Here is a 17,843-nt window from a genome sequence, read left to right on the forward strand (position 1 = left end):
AACAGTAGCTAACTACGAATTGTGTCCATAAGCATAATGGTAGTGATAGCTGTACCTATTCAAAATACTTTGCTGTATGTCATTTAAGATGATGCCATCGACTTGTACGTTTGCTTTACTCATCTGTTTAATGGCATAGACCAGCTGACCTTCTACTGAATGATCAAATTTGGTGACGATCAGTACTTTGTCTGCGTGCTGTGCCAATACCATGGCGTCTGATGCAGCCAATATAGGAGGTGCATCAATAACGATATAGTCGTACTTCGTTTTGAGCGCTACCATCAAATGATTGAACCTCTCTCCTATCAATAACGAAGTCGGATTATGCGATGGTCGTCCCCGCGATATAAGGTCGATATGCTCCATACCAGTCGGCTGAATAAAGCTTTCAAAGTTTAACTTAGCCATGTCAATATCTAACCGAGGCTCATTATCTGATAGAGAGCTATCTTTATCTTGCAGTAAGTAATCTGTGAGACCACTGTCTGGATTCATACCAAACATTTTGTGCAGCTCCCCTAAACGCATATCTCCATCGATAATCAGCACTTTTTTGTCAAGCTGTGCAAATACCTCAGATAAATTAGCCGTAATAAAAGACTTACCGACACCCGGGCTTTCTCCAGTGATTAATATGGTCTGAGCGGATTTCTCATCTATTGTCTTCGTCGTCTTACCGAATAAAAGGTTTGTCCTTAAATTTTTAATTGCTTCATAACTCAAGCCATTGTGATCAACGTGAGCAAGCATCCGACCAGTATTTTTTTTGTTCCTACCTAGCTTAGATATCGAGGTCGAACGTGGAATCGTTGCAATGACAGGAATTCCCGTTTTAGACTCTAGATGCTCTGGGTCCTTCACGACATTTCTAATTAAGTTTCTGATTAGAACCAGCATTACCCCAAGTACAGTACCTACGAGTAGCGCCAACAGCATAATTTGGAATTTGTTTGGTGCAATGGCGTCGAAGGTACTGGTCGGTCGGTCTAGAATACGGGCATAACCAACCTGACCAGCTCTAACGATTTTTAGTTGCTCATAGTTTTTGAGCAGCGTGAGGTAAATCTCTCTATTGATAGCTGTATCTTCTGATAGCTTTAAGAACTCTCGCTGTATTTCAGGCAGTCCTGCGACGGTGCTACCTATCGCTCCTATTCGACTGTTGAGGACTTTTAGTTGCTCATTGATCTGGATGACGAGTGGGTGTTCATTGGTATAGTAAGTCGTTAGATCGGCTCTCTTTAATTTGAGATCATTAAGCTGCTCATCGATTCGAGACTTTTCATTTAGTAATAGCTCAGCTTCTTTACCTACATCGATGGTGCCGTGTTTTTTACGAAACTCATTGAACTGAGCTTCAGAGGTGTCTAATTTCTCTTTTAACGCTGGAATCTGCGTCTCCATAAAAGCCAATGTTTTGGTCGTTTCTTCCGTACCACGAGATTGGTTTTGATCGATATATGACTGGACTATCTGATCAAGTGTGGTCGTGATTTGCTGTTGGTTTGTGCCTGTCATCGACAGCTGAATAATGTTGGTTTTATCGCCTTTTTCTTCCACAGACAAGGCGCTATTCATTGCATCTGTCGTGGTCTTTAAGGTCTGCTGAGTGATGCCAATAGGGTAACCGTCTGCAGGTAGCTCAGTCACCGTAATGTTAATCTCACCGTTTACCCCATTGAACTGATGCGGCTGACCCAATTGTCCTTTAAAATCATCTAGTCCATTGCTCAGGACAAACCCTGTGTCAGACTGTGATAGCGTAAAAGATTGGTTTAAATACGCTGGTGACACATCGAACTGATTGATTTGTACGGAACCGTTTTTTGTGCTCAGAGACACACCATCATTCGTGTTCAACTGAGTGTTAATGCGGTCGTTTGTTATTTTATCGAGATAGCCAATATTAGGATCGGTCAGTTTGATGTCTAGATGTAGCATATCGACGACTGGCTCTAGTATCATCCGAGACCGTATGAGCTCGGCTTCTGCCTCAGCCTTGCTCACTTCTTCTCCGACCAACTCTGAGATATTCGCCCCAAGCGCATCGACTCCTTGGGAGTTTTCTTCAATTTGGATTAGCGCATCAGACTTGAAGGTTGGATTAATATAGCGTGTATAAAAAAATCCTATTAAGAGTCCGATTGCTGCCATGAGCGCTATGACTTTCCAGCCACGCAACAAAACCAAAACCAGCGCCGTTAAGTCGATGTTGTCATTGTCGTTGTCACCCTTAGGTGTCGATAGGTCTTTTGAATCTATATTATTCATAACCATATACCCATTATTCAATGTTAATCGCTTAATAGCTTTCGTGTAGCTCCAAGACCCTAACTGCCCTTGATTGCAGTTAGATTGCTCTCTGCCTTATCGCACCTTATAAAATCTATCACTCTACTTCCTATTCTTATCTCACTTAATCTCAGTATCGAAATTCAAAGCACATCCAGTATTTTCACTAGCCATCATTTATAACCCTGATATCACGTTGATGGCAGAGGTTGATGGTAGTATCGCGCTAATCACACGATTCCAGCGAGCCAAGCCTGTTGGATCTACATAAAGAATGTCATTGGCTTGCATGTCAAAGCGACTGGCTAGTGCCAAGCTTGTGATGCTCTGCATGTCGACGTAATAGATATTGGTGTACTGGTACTGAGGGTTGTCGCGCACGATATATACTTTGGCTGCATTAGCCGTATTGGAATTTAGTCCATTTGACTCGCCCAATACATGCGCTAAGCTTAGCCCTTGTTCTGGAATCGCCACTGGCTCAATTTTGCCAAATTCACCCAATACGTAGACCTTATTGCGGCTTTGGTTATTGACGTGAATAGAGTCACCATCCCGCAGATAGATTTGATTGGCAGACAGGCCCATTTTATGTAGTGATTGCACTCCTAAGCGATAGCTGTTGCCCTGACGATTTAGCACAATGTTATTTGAATCCCCAGTCTCGGTAGTACCACCTGCCATAGAAATAGCGCCATATACCGACACTGGCACATCAGCAATAGCAAACTCACCAGACTGCTTCACCGCACCATCTACGAAAAACTTGCTGCCACGGTAATTGATGATTTTGACTTGAGGATCTGAGTACTTGAGATAGCGCTGTAGTTTGCTTTGCAACGTAGCGGTGAACTGCGGCACGCTCAACCCACTGGCTTGAACTCTACCTATCAATGGAAACTGTATATACCCTTGTTGATCTACCGTTAAGCTAGCAGTTGACGCATTAATATCCGGATAATTGGTAAGGATGATATTCAGCATGTCCCCTTTCGCAATGCCGTAATTGACTCGTCCAGAGGTTTTGATCAAATGAGAGAGGTCTTGCGTAACAGTAGGCGGCGCTGTACGCGGTAAAGTTGCCAGACTTAAAGGCTGAATATGAAATTGAAGGCCGTTTTCTGCGGTAAAGGTGCCAGATTCAGGAAGATTTCCTGACTGAAGTCCTGAGTTGATCGTACAGCCACTAAACAACCCCATCAGAAATAAGCAAAATATGCTCATTACCAAGAAGCGTTTGTGTACAAAAATGAAATATTTATCAACCATAACAGTTACTCATATTTATATTTGTGAATCAAACCAGGAAACCTCACCACAATGTCTATATTCGTAAAAAAGAGTATATTTAATAAATATACACCTAAACTATATTCAGTGCAATACATATAACCTGCCATAAAATAATTAAGTGACTATTTTGCAATTTCTCATCAAGCCCTTTATTTGCGGCTAATTATGAAAATTTTTATTAACTTTTAGATTGTTGAGCGATAAAAAAACGCAAGTGAAAACAGCTTCGTTATAAATAAAATTTTTATTTTTAATTTGAAAAACTTCAACTTAATGAAGGCTTGTTTCGATTGCATCTATGATTGGAACTATCCTTTTAGAGCCGAATTAGTGTAATTGTTTGTATCTATGTATTAACTTATATAGTCAGTCACTAAGACTCTTCGAGTCTATATTTCGTATACGACTAATAAACTTTTATTGATTAGCACTATGTTTGTTTAGGCATTAATAATCAGTAAGGTATTGGTTTACGTGCTAAATTTGTTAGAATAGCGTAGAATAGTCAATCCAATTTTTTACATTGAGAAATGTAAACCCACCGACTCAAGGATATTATGATGAAAGACGAAAAACTACAGAAAGCACTCGCCCGTATGGGACTTGGTTCACGCCGTCAAATGGAAGAAGTCATCAAATCTGGCCGCGTAACGGTTAATAACGGTCCTGCGACCATCGGTGATCGCGTCTCACAAGGTGATGAGATTCGCGTTGATGGCCGTCAAATCAAATACACTTCTGAAAATGAGAAGCGTCGCCGTGTTATCGCTTACTACAAGCCTGAAGGTGAAGTTTGCTCGGCTAAAGATCCAGAAGGTCGCCCAACTGTTTTTGAACGCTTGCCAAAGCTAACGCATGACCGCTGGGTAATGGTTGGACGCTTGGACATCAACTCAACTGGCCTATTGTTATTTACTAATGATGGTGAAATGGCGCATCGCTTGATGCATCCATCTGGTGAAGTCACGCGTGAATATGCGGTACGTGTATTGGGTGAAGTAACGCCTGATATCGCTCGTGCATTGACCGCTGGCGTCATGCTAGAAGATGGCCTTGCAAAATTTGAAGACATCAAAGAAGGCGGCGGCGAAGGCGTCAACAAGTGGTATCACGTCCAGCTAAAAGAAGGCCGTAACCGCGAAGTACGTCGTTTATTTGAATCACAAGGTCTAAAAGTTAGTCGTCTATTACGTACACGCTATGGCACGATTGTTCTACCAAAAGAGCTACGTACTGGCCGTTTCTTAGAGCTTGATAAAAAAGAAATCAACACGTTGACGGATTTGGTCAGCTTACGCCCACGTTATGGCACGGGTCTACATGGCGCAGCCAAAGAAAAACAAGAACGTATCAGAAACAAGCCGCTTAAAGCGCGTCGCACTGATACTCGTAGCGATAACCGCAACAGCAGCGCGAAACCTAAAAGTAGTGCTAGCCCTGCCAGTCGCGGTACACGTAACACCCGTGATCGCAATGATAAGCGCTAGTTAAATTGGTTTAACATTATTCTAAGTCTTAAATAGATTTGGGATAAACATAAAAAAGCGGTCAATGATGAATAGTCATTGACCGCTTTTTTTGTGTCTCTTTATGGGCGTCACAGTTTACAGGCGTCACAGTTGCTCAGTATAGATATAGCGGCTCAGCTATCGTGACTATTAATATAATGCTTCATGACTCGCAGCTCTTGTAGCTGCTCCTCGTCCATTTGTGCCAGTAGTCTGTCCAAACGCTGCTCAATATTATCTAAAACACTCTGCAATAACTCACTAGCTTCCAATCTCTTGTCGTTATTCCCATTATTGGCATTTATATTTGTTAACTGATAGTGAGTGGCTAGCATTTCCGGTAACCGTGTTTGCAGCATTTTATTCAATACAAACTGCGCTTCTGTTATCGCTGGTGTCTTATTCTGAGTTTGTAGGGCTGCTTGATAAGCGTGATAACTGCTTACTTTCTCATCAATACGTTTTAACTGGCGTAGTTGCTGCTCAGACAAGTTTTTTAAGTGCTGTTTATTTAACGTTAACTGCTGCAAGCTTAATGTGGCTAATGACAAGGGCGCATCATAATCTTGATAAGTGAGTACGCCAGGTGAGATACCGACGGCTTTATGAAAAGCCTGCCAGCCTTTTCTACCTAGATAAAAGGTAGTGACGGTCGTTACAATGCCGATGCCTATTAAGATACTCATATACGCTTGCTCTTTACCCTTTCACCATTCAACTTTGTATTTATAGCTTAATGTCTTTAGCACTCACATTTTCACCAGTTGGGCTTTCAATCGCTTGGATATTGACATCACTGCTAGCATTACTACTAACATTACTGCTGGCATTGCTACTGGCATTGCTATCGGGCTTTTGAAACTCTGTGTTATTAGCAGGATTGTCAAAACGTTTTTGGAGATAGCGATTGGTTGCGAGTAGCTTTTGACCGTCTTGATGATATGACGCGTTGAGCAGGTCATCGAACTGTGTGTTAATTGTCTTAAGCACGTCTAACAAGGCTTCTTTGCCCGTGACATTAGAATGCTTAATTTTGGTAGTGTCAGCAAGCGCATTATCCGTCACATCTAAATCGTGCAAGCGGCGATAATCAGCAACTGCTTGTGGCACATGCCTATCCATTAGGTTTTGAATCATGATATAGGTTTCGTTGACGGTATCTTTATCATCAATCTTGCCATCGTTATTGGTATCGCCATACATGACACGCAGCTTTTCGCCCTTTGTATTAATTTGATCAAGAGCGGTTTTAACGTCGTCAGGTAGGCTTTTTTCAGGTATATAACCCAGTTGCGGCATCACCTTATATTCGAGCATTTTGGGTGCTGTGACTTTTTTAATGCCACGATAACCTAGATATAACCCAGCCGCTGGCAACAGCCCATACAAAACAAACATTACGAACATCGCAGTCATTTGGGTCATTATATTGTCCTTATTACTTATCAGAATGTCGTGGCTGATTTCTTATGGTTGTTATTATTAAACAAAAAAATAAGGCTCTATTAAAGCCCTATATTGTTATGCACTAGGTCGATTGTGTTTTTTGATAATACTTAACCTTTGCAAGTGTACGAGAGAAAGTGTCATCAAAGAACATTTAACTTTGCGTACGGCTCTTAACATAACGGTGGGTTGAGGCAAGGCGGTTTAAGACTGTTTGGTGCAATTCGTCCAATAATTCGTCAAGCTCGTAGTCAATCTCTAAGAACAAATCTGTCAGCATATCACCGGCCGTCATCTTGCCCTGCACCATATTATTTTTGGTGCGATGCGGACTAAAGCGTTGTAGCTGCTCATAATGATGTAATGCTTCAGGGATACTTTCGAACACCAATTTATCGATGACGAACTGACGCTCGTTATGCTGCTGCTGTTGCTGTTCGTTCAGCTCACTACTCCACTCACGATAACGCTTTAGCTTACCGTTGATACGGTCTAGTATCGCAACGGCTTCAATAGGCATGGCATTTAGGGTGGCCTCATCGACCACATCAACAAGCTCAGTCATAATCGGACAACGTCCATGTTTGAGATACCATAAAGTATCTGGGTCAAAAGGCGGTCTATTGGTTGGGCGCATTTGAGCACGATTACTCAGATAGCGATCAGTCAAAGGCGTGGATGATTGGCTATCACTGACTTGTGCCAACGCATCACATATACGGTTTACACGTTCAGGCGGAGTCAGTGTAGAACGCTCTTGTACTGCGTGATTGCTATCACTATTGGCAGCAGCATCCCGTTCATGATTGACACTCATCTCCTGAGCATTCTTTGCTGCCAATGTCGGTAGGTCATCTTGAGCTTGCCCAAATGACTGTAGCATTCTTGTCAAACTGACTACCATGACTTGCTCTGCCCCTCGTCTATTACACTCACATTGTGCGCATATTGCATACATTCATTCAATAGCGTATCTTAGCAGGTTTTTGCTGGCCTGCCAGTAAGCAAAATGTCACCATTCCTACACGCCAACCGTTAAGCACCGTATTATGAATGCTCCCGATTATATCTCTGGTTTCCTACTTGGGTTATCTCTCATCATTGCTATTGGCTCCCAAAACGCTTTTGTACTTAAACAAGGTCTCAAACGCGAGCACATATTTTTTGTTTGCTTGTTTTGTGCGGTGAGCGATGCGTTTTTAATCTCAGCAGGTGTTGGTGGTTTTGGTGCAGTTACGGCTCGCTATCCTCACGTTATAGATATCGCAAAAATAGCAGGCGTTATATTTTTATTAGGATATGGCTTACAGAGTTTGTATGCCAGCGTACGCGTGTCACATGCTTTGACTGTCGAAGGACAAGTCGTGACTAGCTTAAAAAAAGCCTTACTACTATGCTTTGGCTTTACTTGGCTAAACCCGCACGTCTATCTAGACACATTGGTACTCGTCGGCATGGTCTCTACGGGTGCAAGCAGTAAATTGACGTTTGCCGCAGGCGCAATTAGCGCTTCGTTCTTTTTCTTCTTTGCGCTTGGGTATGGTGCGCGATTACTCAGGCCTTTATTTGAGAAGCCTAAAGCATGGAACATACTGGACGCTTTGGTAGGGTTACTGATGCTGTATCTGGCTTGGCATTTGTATCAAAGCTGATAGAAGTATAACTAGGAAATGATAGATAAGCTGAGTGTTGAATAAAATGAATGACGTTGATAACCGCTAACCGCTGTATAAATATACATGGTTAGCGGTAATATTGTATTGATCGTTTACATCAAGCTAGGAAAGAGCGTACGCAGACCATTAACGATAATTTCGATAGAAACGGCTGCTAATAGCATACCCATGATCCGGCTCATAATGTTCAAGCCAGTATCGCCTAGTAAGCGACTGATACGACCTGCCGCCATCAATGCCAAATAGCAAAACAGACTGATGAATAAGCCAGCAATCAAAATGGCAGATACCTGCAAAATACCTGATACTTGTGAAGAATAAATAATAACCGTTGAGATACCACCAGGCCCAATCATCATCGGAATCGCGAGGGGAACCACGGCAGCCGCCATCGAGACTGGTGCATCTTTCACATGATCAACATCGAAGTTCTCTTGATCAGGTTTAACAGGGTTACCCTCTCCATTCATCATATTTAGGGCAATTAAAAACACCAATATACCGCCTGCCAACTGGAACGAGCCGATAGAAATACCAAGGGTTTTTAGTAGCGTCTCACCTGCAATCGTAAAAAAGCTGATGGTGATAAAAATGGTCAGACAAGCAACGCGCGCGACCTTACGTCGATTGTTCATCGAATAGCCGCGAGTCAAATCTAAAAATAACGTCAATGCGCTAAATGGATTGATCAATACCATAAAGGCTAGGATTATCTTGATAATTTCAGTATTCACTGAGCGCTCGCTTGTCTATTGATACCGCTTGTGCAAAAAGATAAGGTCATCGTGCGAGTGCAACGATGACCCAATAGGCAACTAAAAATAGCATTGTAGCATAGGCAGATAAGCTAATAAAATCATTAACTTTGCGCCGTTACGCCTATATGTCACCTTAGTAAAGCTTCAGTGTAAAAACAAACATTTAACAGGTTGTTAGTAAAAGCTATCAGTATAAATTACCATTTTATTAACTCGGTGGTAACCCTTGTCATAAAATCGAGCGTATATAACGCTATTAGCCTTTATTACGTCTGTATTTATGCACTAAAATCCAGCCCAATATCCAAAGCAGTAGTACTGTGCGTCAAGTAACCCATCGCGATAAAATCAACCCCTGTACTTGCCGCCGCTTGTACCGTTTCAGGCGTAATACCACCTGAGGCTTCAGTCTTTGCGCGACCCTGACACATAGTAACCGCTTGCGACAATGTTTCAGGCGACATGTTGTCTAATAGCACTAAACTCACACCTGCATCGAGCGCTTGCTCTAATTGCTCTAGCGTATCGACTTCGACCTCAATAGGAATCAGATGCCCAGCAAATTTCTGTGCTTGCTGAATGGCCGTTTTGATGTCACCCGCAATGGCGATATGATTGTCTTTAATTAAAATCGCATCATCTAACCCCAAGCGATGATTACGTCCGCCGCCGCAGCGTACGGCGTATTTTTGTACAATACGTAAGCCTGGAATGGTCTTGCGTGTACAAGTAATTTGCGCAGGATATTGCGCCACGCTATCGACAATTTGACGGGTCGCTGTCGCAATACCACTGAGATGGGTCATAAAGTTCAGGGCCGTGCGTTCTGCTGTCAATAAGTGACGCGCGTTACCTTTTACGGTCGCTAACACTGCGCCAGCCTTTACTATGTCACCATCCTGTACTTGTGCAATAAACTCAATTTGCGCATCGACTAAGGCAAAAGACAAGCGTGCCAAATCGATACCGCATATCACGCCTGCTTGCCGCGCTTTGATCTGCAACTGCGCTTGCATATCGGTTGGGATAGTAGCTTGTGAGGTTACATCACCACGCCTACCCAAATCTTCAGTTAGTGCATTCTCAACCAATGGCTTGAGCAATACGTCATCCAATGCTGGCTCTTTTTCAATTGTCATCTTTGACCCTTATCTAGGCATGATATTGATAGAAATTGCTCGTCATTTAAACTCAAAATGAGCATAAATATAGCGTAAAGTTAGCCACCCTGCAAGGAAAGGTGACAAATTTTTCGTGTTACAAACCGATTTAGAGATACAACGGACTGGCTTGACATGACTATTTGCGCTTAGGAAGTTTGCTATCCATCAGTAAACTCTGTAATTCAATATCATGGCGGAAGCGATATAGCTTGGCAGGGCGACCGCGCTGAGCAGTACTACTCTCTCCTGTCTCCATTACTAGGTTTTGCGAATCGAGCAAGCGACGGAAGTTTTGCTTGTGCAAACGCACGCCTGATAATGCCTCAACACTCTGCTGCAACTGCGATAAGGTAAAGACGTCTGGCATCAGACCAAAAATAAGCGGTCTATATTCAATTTTCGCGCGCAGTCTTGAGATAGCAGTAGCAATCACGCGACGGTGATCATAATACATCGGTACACCTATGCGTTGTGACCAGTCTTCTGGCAAGGAAACAGCCTGATAATTGGGCGGATAATTAGGCGCTTCGGGTATCAGACCTGCTTCATAAAGCATTTCATAACGTAGTAATACATGCTCTGCAATCCATTCTCTACTTTCATTATCGTGTTCGTTGACGGATTGACTGTCAGTGAGTTTGCCACTTGTCAAAAACGCTTCGTCTAGCCCCCAACATAATCCAATGCGCTGACGCCTGCGCTGTTGGACAATCGAGTCGTTGGCAGTATTGGCCCATTCGAGTAGTGCTGGCACGATAAAGTCCATAATAATGCTAGGCATACCGTCCAAATGGTTTTCCCATGGGAAATAGTCGTACCAATCTCGCCAGAGTGCTTTGCTTTGGAGTGCCTGCGTTTGCGTCTCTTGCACCAAACCTAAATAACTCACATACACCAACGCATGACCGTCGATGTTACGTCTATTGGTATCGACAAAGGTATATAACTGCTCCAAATATCCAAGCGGTTGCTGCGTTTGCTCCTCTACCCACTGACGTACGCCCGCTTGTAGAGAGCGATGTAGCGGCATAAGTGGCCCATTTGGCAACAGCTTACCTTGGTCAACGGTTAGAACGCGCGCGATATGATCGGTGATAGCGACCAATACGGCGACCACTTCTGTCGTGCCGCTACCTTGCTGGTGCGCATGTGAATAAGACAACGTCATGGCTTTGGGAATTATCCTTTTTCTCTTAAATGTAAAAGGCTATTGGAACTAATAGCCGTTGTATGGCTTAGTATAGCTAGAATCTAAAACTATCATAGTCTGTGGTTGTAAGTATGAAAAATCAATATCGATAAATAGTTATAAGGGGCATGAATTAGCACTATTTTTAAGCTTAGTACGGCTTAATTGCACATCACTTTGAGCACTAAAACCTAATCTTTTGACTTATTAAGTATAAAAAACTACTTGTAATTATGCTCAAAATGAGCATAATTAAGATAACTTATAAATTTATTATGTTCAATTGCATATTTTTTAGCTCATACATTTATCGTTATCGCACCAACAAAGGCTGCCATTATGAAAAAATATCCTTACGACGCACCTATCATGAGTACGAACAATCGCATCGCCACTCAGATGAACATTGAATATGCCAAGGCTAAAATGCCTGCAGACTTGCCCCACGCTGAACGCATCGTGGTCGAAGAAAATATCAAGCAGCTACTGAAAGAGAATAATGCCGTACTGGTAGCACACTACTATGTCGATCCTTTTATCCAAGACTTGGCATTGGCAACCGGTGGCTGCGTCGGTGACTCACTTGAAATGGCTCGGTTTGGACAAGCTCACAGCGCTCAGACTTTGGTCGTCGCTGGTGTGCGCTTTATGGGTGAATCAGCAAAAATATTAAGTATGGAAAAGACTGTACTCATGCCAGATTTGGAAGCCGAATGCTCGCTTGATTTGGGCTGCCCTGCTGACGAGTTTTCAGCATTTTGTGATGCCCATCCTGAACGTACTGTGGTCGTTTACGCCAATACCAGCGCCGCGGTGAAAGCGAGAGCTGATTGGGTGGTCACCTCATCTGTCGGTATCGACATCGTTCGTCATTTACACGCCCAAGGTGAGCCGATTATTTGGGGCCCTGACCGTCATTTAGGCAAATACATCGCTCGTGAGACTGGTGCAGATATGATGCTGTGGCAAGGGTCTTGCCTCGTGCATAACGAATTCAAAGCCACTGAACTAATGCGATTAAAAGAGGAACATCCAGAGGCCAAAGTCTTGGTACATCCTGAGTCACCTGATAGCGTGGTGGCACTCGCTGATGTGGTCGGCTCGACTAGTAAACTTTTGCAATCAACGTATGAGATGGATGCTGATACCTTTATCGTCGCTACTGATTTGGGCATATTGCACGAGATGCAAAAACGCTCACCAAACAAGCGATTTTTGGCCGCACCAACTGCTGGCGAGAGCGCTAGCTGTAAGAGCTGCGCGTTTTGTCCTTGGATGGCTATGAACGGCTTAAAAGGGATTGAACAGTGCTTAACCAATCAAAGCGGTGAAGTGCTAATGACACCTGAGCTAGCAGTAGCAGCTAAGAAACCTTTACAACGGATGCTCGATTTTGCTGAAGTACAAAAGCAACGCGTGGCCGCTAGTGGCGACATTGTAAAAGACCGTACACTGTTTGCTAACGTTGGGGCAGCCTAGCATGAGTCAGTCGCATTCAGTTGATCGTTCCAGCACCACTCGCTATATAAATAACAGGAGCAGCAGTGATATGAGTCATATTATAAAAACTGATGTTCTTATTATTGGAGCTGGTCTGGCAGGTTTGAGCACCGCGCTATCTCTGCCGAAATCGCTGAATATCACTGTTTTAAGCAAAGCCGCGCTTGAGGTGTGCTCAAGTCATTACGCTCAAGGTGGTATTGCAGCTAGCTTAGACAAAGCAGACTCTGTGACTGATCATGTCGCTGATACCTTAATCGCTGGTGCAGGATTGTGTGCGACGGACAATACTGCTCGTATCTTGGGTGCAGGACAGCAAGCGGTGCAGTGGCTATGCGAGCAAGGTGTGCCATTTACTCAAACTACTTTAACTAAAGAAAATGATAATACACCTGATTTTTCAGTCTTAAAAACCAGTGACTTACACTTGACTAAAGAAGGCGGTCATGGCTGTAGACGTGTGGCTCATGCGGATGATGCAACGGGTCGACACGTGATGGATGCATTAATTACCAAAGCACAAGCTGCAACCCATATCACTATCTTGCCTTATCATGAAGCATTAGAGTTACTGACTTCACCTATGATTAGCAGCTCCTCTTTTAGCATGAACGATAGCGATATTAGACATTGCCGAGGGGCGCTGGTCTTTGATCATATCAATGAGCGCCAACTCACCATTCATAGTGCGGCTGTTGTACTGGCTAGTGGTGGCTTAGGTCAACTATTTAAGCGTGCCAGCGCGCCTAACGTCTGTGTTGGTGATGGCGTTATGATGGCATGGCAAGCAGGCTGTCGTTTGGCAAATTTAGAATTTATTCAATTTCACCCAACGGGCTTAGCGTTAGGTGACAGCAGTTTTTTGATATCTGAAGCGTTACGCGGTGAAGGTGGACGACTGTATTGTCCACAGACTGGCGCGCGCTTTATGTTAGACGTTGATGAGCGCGCTGAATTGGCGCCACGCGATATCGTCGCTCGAGCAATAGCTAATCAGATTAGTAGTAACGGACTTGGCTACGTGCACCTTGATGTCAGTCACTTGCCAGCCGCATTTATACAGGCACATTTCCCGCAGATTTATCAGACGCTGCTAGCACTCGGCATCGATATGACCACAGACCCTATTCCGGTCGCTCCGACTGCCCATTATAGTTGTGGCGGCGTGGTGACTGATGCCAATGGATTGACCGATATTGCAGGGCTGTATGCAGCAGGTGAAGTTGCTTATACAGGGCTGCATGGAGCCAACCGTTTAGCAAGTAATTCATTGTTGGAGTGTGTGGTAGTTGGTCGCAATATCGCCGCCAACTTACCTCATTATTTAACAAAATTGGAACGCTTAAAGAACTTAGAAGCTTTAGAGAAAACGGCTGAAGTTTTAGAAAAAATGGCACAGCCACATACGACTGCCTATTATGGACTGCATCAGTTAGCTGCCGATATTTGGCAATATCCGACACTAGAAAACACGCAATTTGTCATCTTGGCATCTTCCAAGCAGTCATCGTATCCAAATTATAAGGCTGATAAAACGTTTCATTCTGACGTAAATATTGCAGAGATAACTATAGCGTTGAAAGCTCTTTTGACAGCAAATATGGGCATCACACGTAGCGATGAAAAATTAGAGCAAGCATTGCGACAAATTGAGCAGTGGCAAGAGTCAATTGAACATACTGAAACCATGCTATCTGATATGAGTAGTAAAGCCCCTACTACTGACAGTGAGCTTGACATTTTTCAATTGGTGAGGCAATTAGCGTTAGCAACGATGATTGTCCAATCGGCTTATCAGCGCTTTGAGAGTCGCGGTGGACATTATCGCGAGGATTATCCTAACTTAGCTGAAACGCCTTTGACCAGTATCATTTTGCCATCAAGAAACGCTACGCTTAACTCCTTTTCGCACGTTATAGAAAATGAGCGTTGTCCGATACCTGTTACTGACCATATTTAAGCCTACGACAGATAATAACTAAACCCATCAAGAGGATATCTAACACTATAGTTAAAGAAGCATTTAAGCTATCATTATGGATAGGCTTAAAATATTACCTCTTCTTTGAGTGTCCATGGTATGGCTTCTGATATTGTGTTTGTGATTGCCCTGATGATAATCGTCAGCTTGGCTTGGAGTGTACTTGCCGTACCTCGTCTGCGCAAACGCTTGCCAAAAATCTACCTGATAGCCCGCTCGTGGTGGTTGATGCTCGCCGCGCTCTGCACTTGCTATGTTATTGCAAAAATAACGCACGATACGCAAGGTTCTCATTTGCAAGCATATCCCTATCAATGGCTGCTCATTTTATTTTTTATATTAATTGGTCTACGCGGCAGCTACGAGATTAAACGCCTATGGTGTTTGCGCAGTAAAACCGTGCTCATTCATAAACTCCAAGCGCAAGGCTTACAGCCAAGTACTCCCCTGCTACCGAAAACCTCTCTCAATCTGACTCAACACTATACACGGCTTAATTACTTAGACCTGCTATTAAGTATTGCATTCATTTCACTCATCATTAGCCTTATTGTCTTGCAGCAATTGACCTGGCAACGCGAACAATATGGTGTTTTACTCTTCGTATTATTTGCCAGTCAGTTTAATGATATTGCCCAATATCTATGCGGAAGGCTGCTTGGACGTAAGCTTTTTAAACGAGGTCTAGCGCCGACTATTAGCCCGAATAAAAGCATTGAAGGTGCTATCTTTGGTAGTTTAGTTGCGGCAATCTTGGCAACAGCACTAGGTTTTTGGCTCACCCCTTTTGATTGGTGGGTCTGTCTATTAGCTGCCTATGGCTTGGCTGTAAGCGGTATATTTGGAGACTTGTTGGAATCAGCCTTTAAGCGCCAACACGGGGTGAAAGACACCGGAACGATGCTCGCTGGTCATGGTGGGGTATTAGATCGGATAGACAGTTTGCTGATTGGAGTGCCAGTATTTACCCTACTGTACTGGTTATTTGGTTAAATACAATCAAAGCACAGATAGCATAGTCATCTATGCTTTATCTAGTTTACTGCGCAATATCCAATTGAGCACAGGCTTAGGCAAATGATTTAAGGCACTCGTGATATAGCGCATTGAGCGTGGGAATATCGCTAGTTCTACATCATCGTCAATCGCCTGCATAATACGAACAACAGCTGCTTGCGTGCTCATGATAAATGGCTTATGGCTAGCATCGCCATCGTTTAAATCACGTAGTGCTTGAGTATTGATATAGCCTGAAGCAATACAGTTCACTTGGATGTTGTAAGGCGCAAGTGCTGCTCGATAAGCGCTAGCCGTAGCAATCATTGCACGTTTGCTTTTTGCATAAAGGCTAGCATAAGGATAATCCATCGTACCTGCGATAGAGGCAATACAGATGAGGCTAGTTCTGTCACTTCCAGTCAAATCCAACGCCTGATGTGATTGTTTTAACTGCTGCTTTAACTGATCACTTGCCCATCTAAAAACCTGCTCAAATGCCTGTAAATTAATTGCTAGCATTTGGTCGCTATCTGCTTGATTTAAGTGATGGATACGCTCATTGGTATAGCTACCAGCACTATAGATCAGTCTTTGAAATGAAATACCTGACAAACTGCCTAATAATGTTTGCGTTTGATTTGGCTCAGTTAAATCACACACATAAGTCACGATAGCAGGATGCTGGCTGTTGATATCGGCTATCTTTGCTGCGCTACTTCCAACAACGCTTACTTGCCAGCCAAGCATCTGATGATGCAACGCCAAAGCTAAGCCAAGACCACTCGTGCCACCGACGACAATAGCATGTGGCGTATAGGTTTCGGCGGTATCTTCTACGAGAGTCTTCATAATTTATGCTGCTGTATATAACTGGCTGTGCGCTGATAGCCATATTGCCATTGCGCCTGCATTTGCTGCACAAAACTGTCATAGTCGCTGTGTATTAGCTCAACGGTCATTTGCTTTAGGTTGAAACGCTTTTGCACATTTTGCCCTCTCAGTTGCTGTTCGTTATCTGCAAATGGTAACCAGTGTAGTTGATGGTGATTGCTAGTAGCATGCGATGGCTTTCTCATTGGTTGATAACCGTGTACTACTGCCAAACGCTCATTTGGATCAAAACCAAAAACACGCTGAATCGCGGGAGCAGCCAGCCATGGGTCATAACCTGCCTTAGTCTCGGCAAATACGCTATCACCCAACTGACAGGCCAGTTCGATAGGTGTCAGATTGATCACACCTCCCAAGCACCAGCCAAGCTCTGTGATATGTGTGGGCGGTAGATAATACATATCAGCCATAGAAGCGCGAATCACTGGGGCAAAATCCCATTGTGTTTGTACTTTTACAGACGAGTGTATGCGCCCGTTTGCGAATGTGTGCGCAGGTGATGTCATTTGCCCGTCGGCCAGACCTGATGCGAAATTTGGCAAATTTGCTAAGCACGGCGGCGCAAATAACAACTCTTGCAGTGTGGTTTTTTCATTATATAAGCCATCAGTAGATGCTTGATACAATCGACTGGCAATGATAGCTATCTCTGGCGTTGTTTTATCAGCAGCGCTACCATTATCACTAGCAGCAAACCTCGACAGCTCATCTAGCCAGTACTGCTCGTTATCAATACGAAACATTGCCAACTGCTGTAGCTCATTTAACAGTCGCTCGTAGCTGTCTGCTTGCCGTTGGCCTTGTCCGTTATCCCTTTGCTTTGATAACCGCCAACGTTTGAGTGCATGGGTCATATAACGCAGCTTTAGACGTTTATTGGCTTCATCTGGCGCGACATGTCTGATGGCAGTGATGACACGATACAACTCACGACTACACATCAGCGCTTGCAAATCCTTGGGGTCAGGCGCAAGTTGTACTAAGTAAGCAGACAAACTACCACCGCAAGTACCGACGATAATATCTGGCGCTAAATCATGAGACACTAAGGCTGCATAACTGCCCAAATAGTAACCGAAACGTGACCCTCCCCCTGAAAACAGCTGAACACGTTCATAAGGTTTAACCTGCTCATTGTTCATCT

At 43.6% G+C, this 17,843-nt stretch carries 15 protein-coding genes; 5 read left to right on the top strand and 10 right to left on the bottom strand.

Translation table 11 applies throughout. The features are described from left to right. Positions 1-12 precede the first annotated feature (12 nt). Both I3254_RS13955 and I3254_RS13960 read right to left on the bottom strand, forming a co-directional pair. Positions 13-2,274 carry a polysaccharide biosynthesis tyrosine autokinase gene (locus I3254_RS13955; protein WP_238053263.1) on the bottom strand — a complete coding sequence of 754 codons (2,262 nt, stop codon included), beginning with the start codon at positions 2,272-2,274 and terminating at the stop codon, positions 13-15. A 198-nt stretch (positions 2,275-2,472) separates the two neighbouring features. Continuing rightward, entirely contained in the window at positions 2,473-3,564 is a 1,092-nt protein-coding gene (locus I3254_RS13960; RefSeq protein ID WP_238053264.1) for a polysaccharide biosynthesis/export family protein, read from the bottom strand. A gap of 584 nt (positions 3,565-4,148) precedes the next feature. On the opposite strand from I3254_RS13960, the gene rluB reads away from it, so the two are divergent. Then, positions 4,149-5,075 (top strand): 23S rRNA pseudouridine(2605) synthase RluB, encoded by a 927-nt coding sequence (rluB, locus tag I3254_RS13965; protein ID WP_101206234.1) that lies wholly within the window; start codon positions 4,149-4,151, stop codon positions 5,073-5,075. Positions 5,076-5,230: 155 nt separating this feature from the next. On the opposite strand, the gene I3254_RS13970 is transcribed toward rluB, so the two are convergent. From I3254_RS13970 to I3254_RS13980, 3 genes are all read right to left on the bottom strand, one after another. Continuing rightward, entirely contained in the window at positions 5,231-5,782 is a 552-nt protein-coding gene (locus I3254_RS13970; protein WP_238053265.1) for a hypothetical protein, read from the bottom strand. Positions 5,783-5,822: 40 nt separating this feature from the next. After that, positions 5,823-6,521, bottom strand: coding sequence for a hypothetical protein (locus I3254_RS13975; RefSeq protein WP_238053266.1), 699 nt, complete (start codon positions 6,519-6,521; stop codon positions 5,823-5,825). Positions 6,522-6,696: 175 nt separating this feature from the next. Then, the gene (locus I3254_RS13980; RefSeq protein WP_238053320.1) at positions 6,697-7,425 is read right to left on the bottom strand and encodes a hypothetical protein; all 729 of its coding nucleotides are present in this window, start codon (positions 7,423-7,425) and stop codon (positions 6,697-6,699) included. Between the two features lie 166 nt (positions 7,426-7,591). On the opposite strand from I3254_RS13980, the gene I3254_RS13985 reads away from it, so the two are divergent. Next, positions 7,592-8,194 carry a LysE/ArgO family amino acid transporter gene (locus tag I3254_RS13985; protein ID WP_101206238.1) on the top strand — a complete coding sequence of 201 codons (603 nt, stop codon included), beginning with the start codon at positions 7,592-7,594 and terminating at the stop codon, positions 8,192-8,194. Between the two features lie 116 nt (positions 8,195-8,310). On the opposite strand, the gene I3254_RS13990 is transcribed toward I3254_RS13985, so the two are convergent. The 3 genes from I3254_RS13990 to I3254_RS14000 form a co-directional block, all read right to left on the bottom strand. Then, a complete protein-coding gene (locus I3254_RS13990; protein WP_082624565.1) occupies positions 8,311-8,952 on the bottom strand; it encodes a MarC family protein in 642 nt (213 codons plus the stop codon). Between the two features lie 302 nt (positions 8,953-9,254). Beyond that, positions 9,255-10,115: a carboxylating nicotinate-nucleotide diphosphorylase gene (gene nadC, locus I3254_RS13995; RefSeq protein ID WP_238053267.1), complete on the bottom strand. Its 861-nt coding sequence runs from the start codon at positions 10,113-10,115 to the stop codon at positions 9,255-9,257. 160 nt (positions 10,116-10,275) lie between these two features. Next, on the bottom strand, positions 10,276-11,307 hold the full coding sequence (locus I3254_RS14000; protein ID WP_238053268.1) for a hypothetical protein: 1,032 nt from the start codon (positions 11,305-11,307) through the stop codon (positions 10,276-10,278). A 360-nt stretch (positions 11,308-11,667) separates the two neighbouring features. Between I3254_RS14000 and nadA the strand changes: the two genes are divergently transcribed. The 3 genes from nadA to I3254_RS14015 all read left to right on the top strand — a co-directional run bounded on the left by nadA (position 11,668) and on the right by I3254_RS14015 (position 15,802). Further along, positions 11,668-12,807: a quinolinate synthase NadA gene (gene nadA / locus I3254_RS14005; RefSeq protein ID WP_238053269.1), complete on the top strand. Its 1,140-nt coding sequence runs from the start codon at positions 11,668-11,670 to the stop codon at positions 12,805-12,807. A 70-nt stretch (positions 12,808-12,877) separates the two neighbouring features. Further along, positions 12,878-14,788, top strand: coding sequence for an L-aspartate oxidase (nadB, locus tag I3254_RS14010; RefSeq protein WP_238053270.1), 1,911 nt, complete (start codon positions 12,878-12,880; stop codon positions 14,786-14,788). 120 nt (positions 14,789-14,908) lie between these two features. After that, positions 14,909-15,802, top strand: coding sequence for a phosphatidate cytidylyltransferase (locus I3254_RS14015; protein ID WP_238053271.1), 894 nt, complete (start codon positions 14,909-14,911; stop codon positions 15,800-15,802). 30 nt (positions 15,803-15,832) lie between these two features. Here the strand turns inward: I3254_RS14015 and I3254_RS14020 are convergent, their stop codons facing one another. Together I3254_RS14020 and I3254_RS14025 are read right to left on the bottom strand one after the other, a co-directional pair. Further along, positions 15,833-16,657 (bottom strand): SDR family NAD(P)-dependent oxidoreductase, encoded by an 825-nt coding sequence (locus I3254_RS14020; RefSeq protein WP_238053272.1) that lies wholly within the window; start codon positions 16,655-16,657, stop codon positions 15,833-15,835. Further along, positions 16,654-17,841 carry a patatin-like phospholipase family protein gene (locus tag I3254_RS14025; RefSeq protein ID WP_238053273.1) on the bottom strand — a complete coding sequence of 396 codons (1,188 nt, stop codon included), beginning with the start codon at positions 17,839-17,841 and terminating at the stop codon, positions 16,654-16,656. Before I3254_RS14025 ends, I3254_RS14020 begins: the two co-directional genes overlap by 4 nt. Positions 17,842-17,843: the final 2 nt, after the last annotated feature.

Source organism: Psychrobacter sp. Ps2, assembly GCF_022129405.1.
Classification (GTDB): Bacteria; Pseudomonadota; Gammaproteobacteria; order Pseudomonadales; family Moraxellaceae; genus Psychrobacter.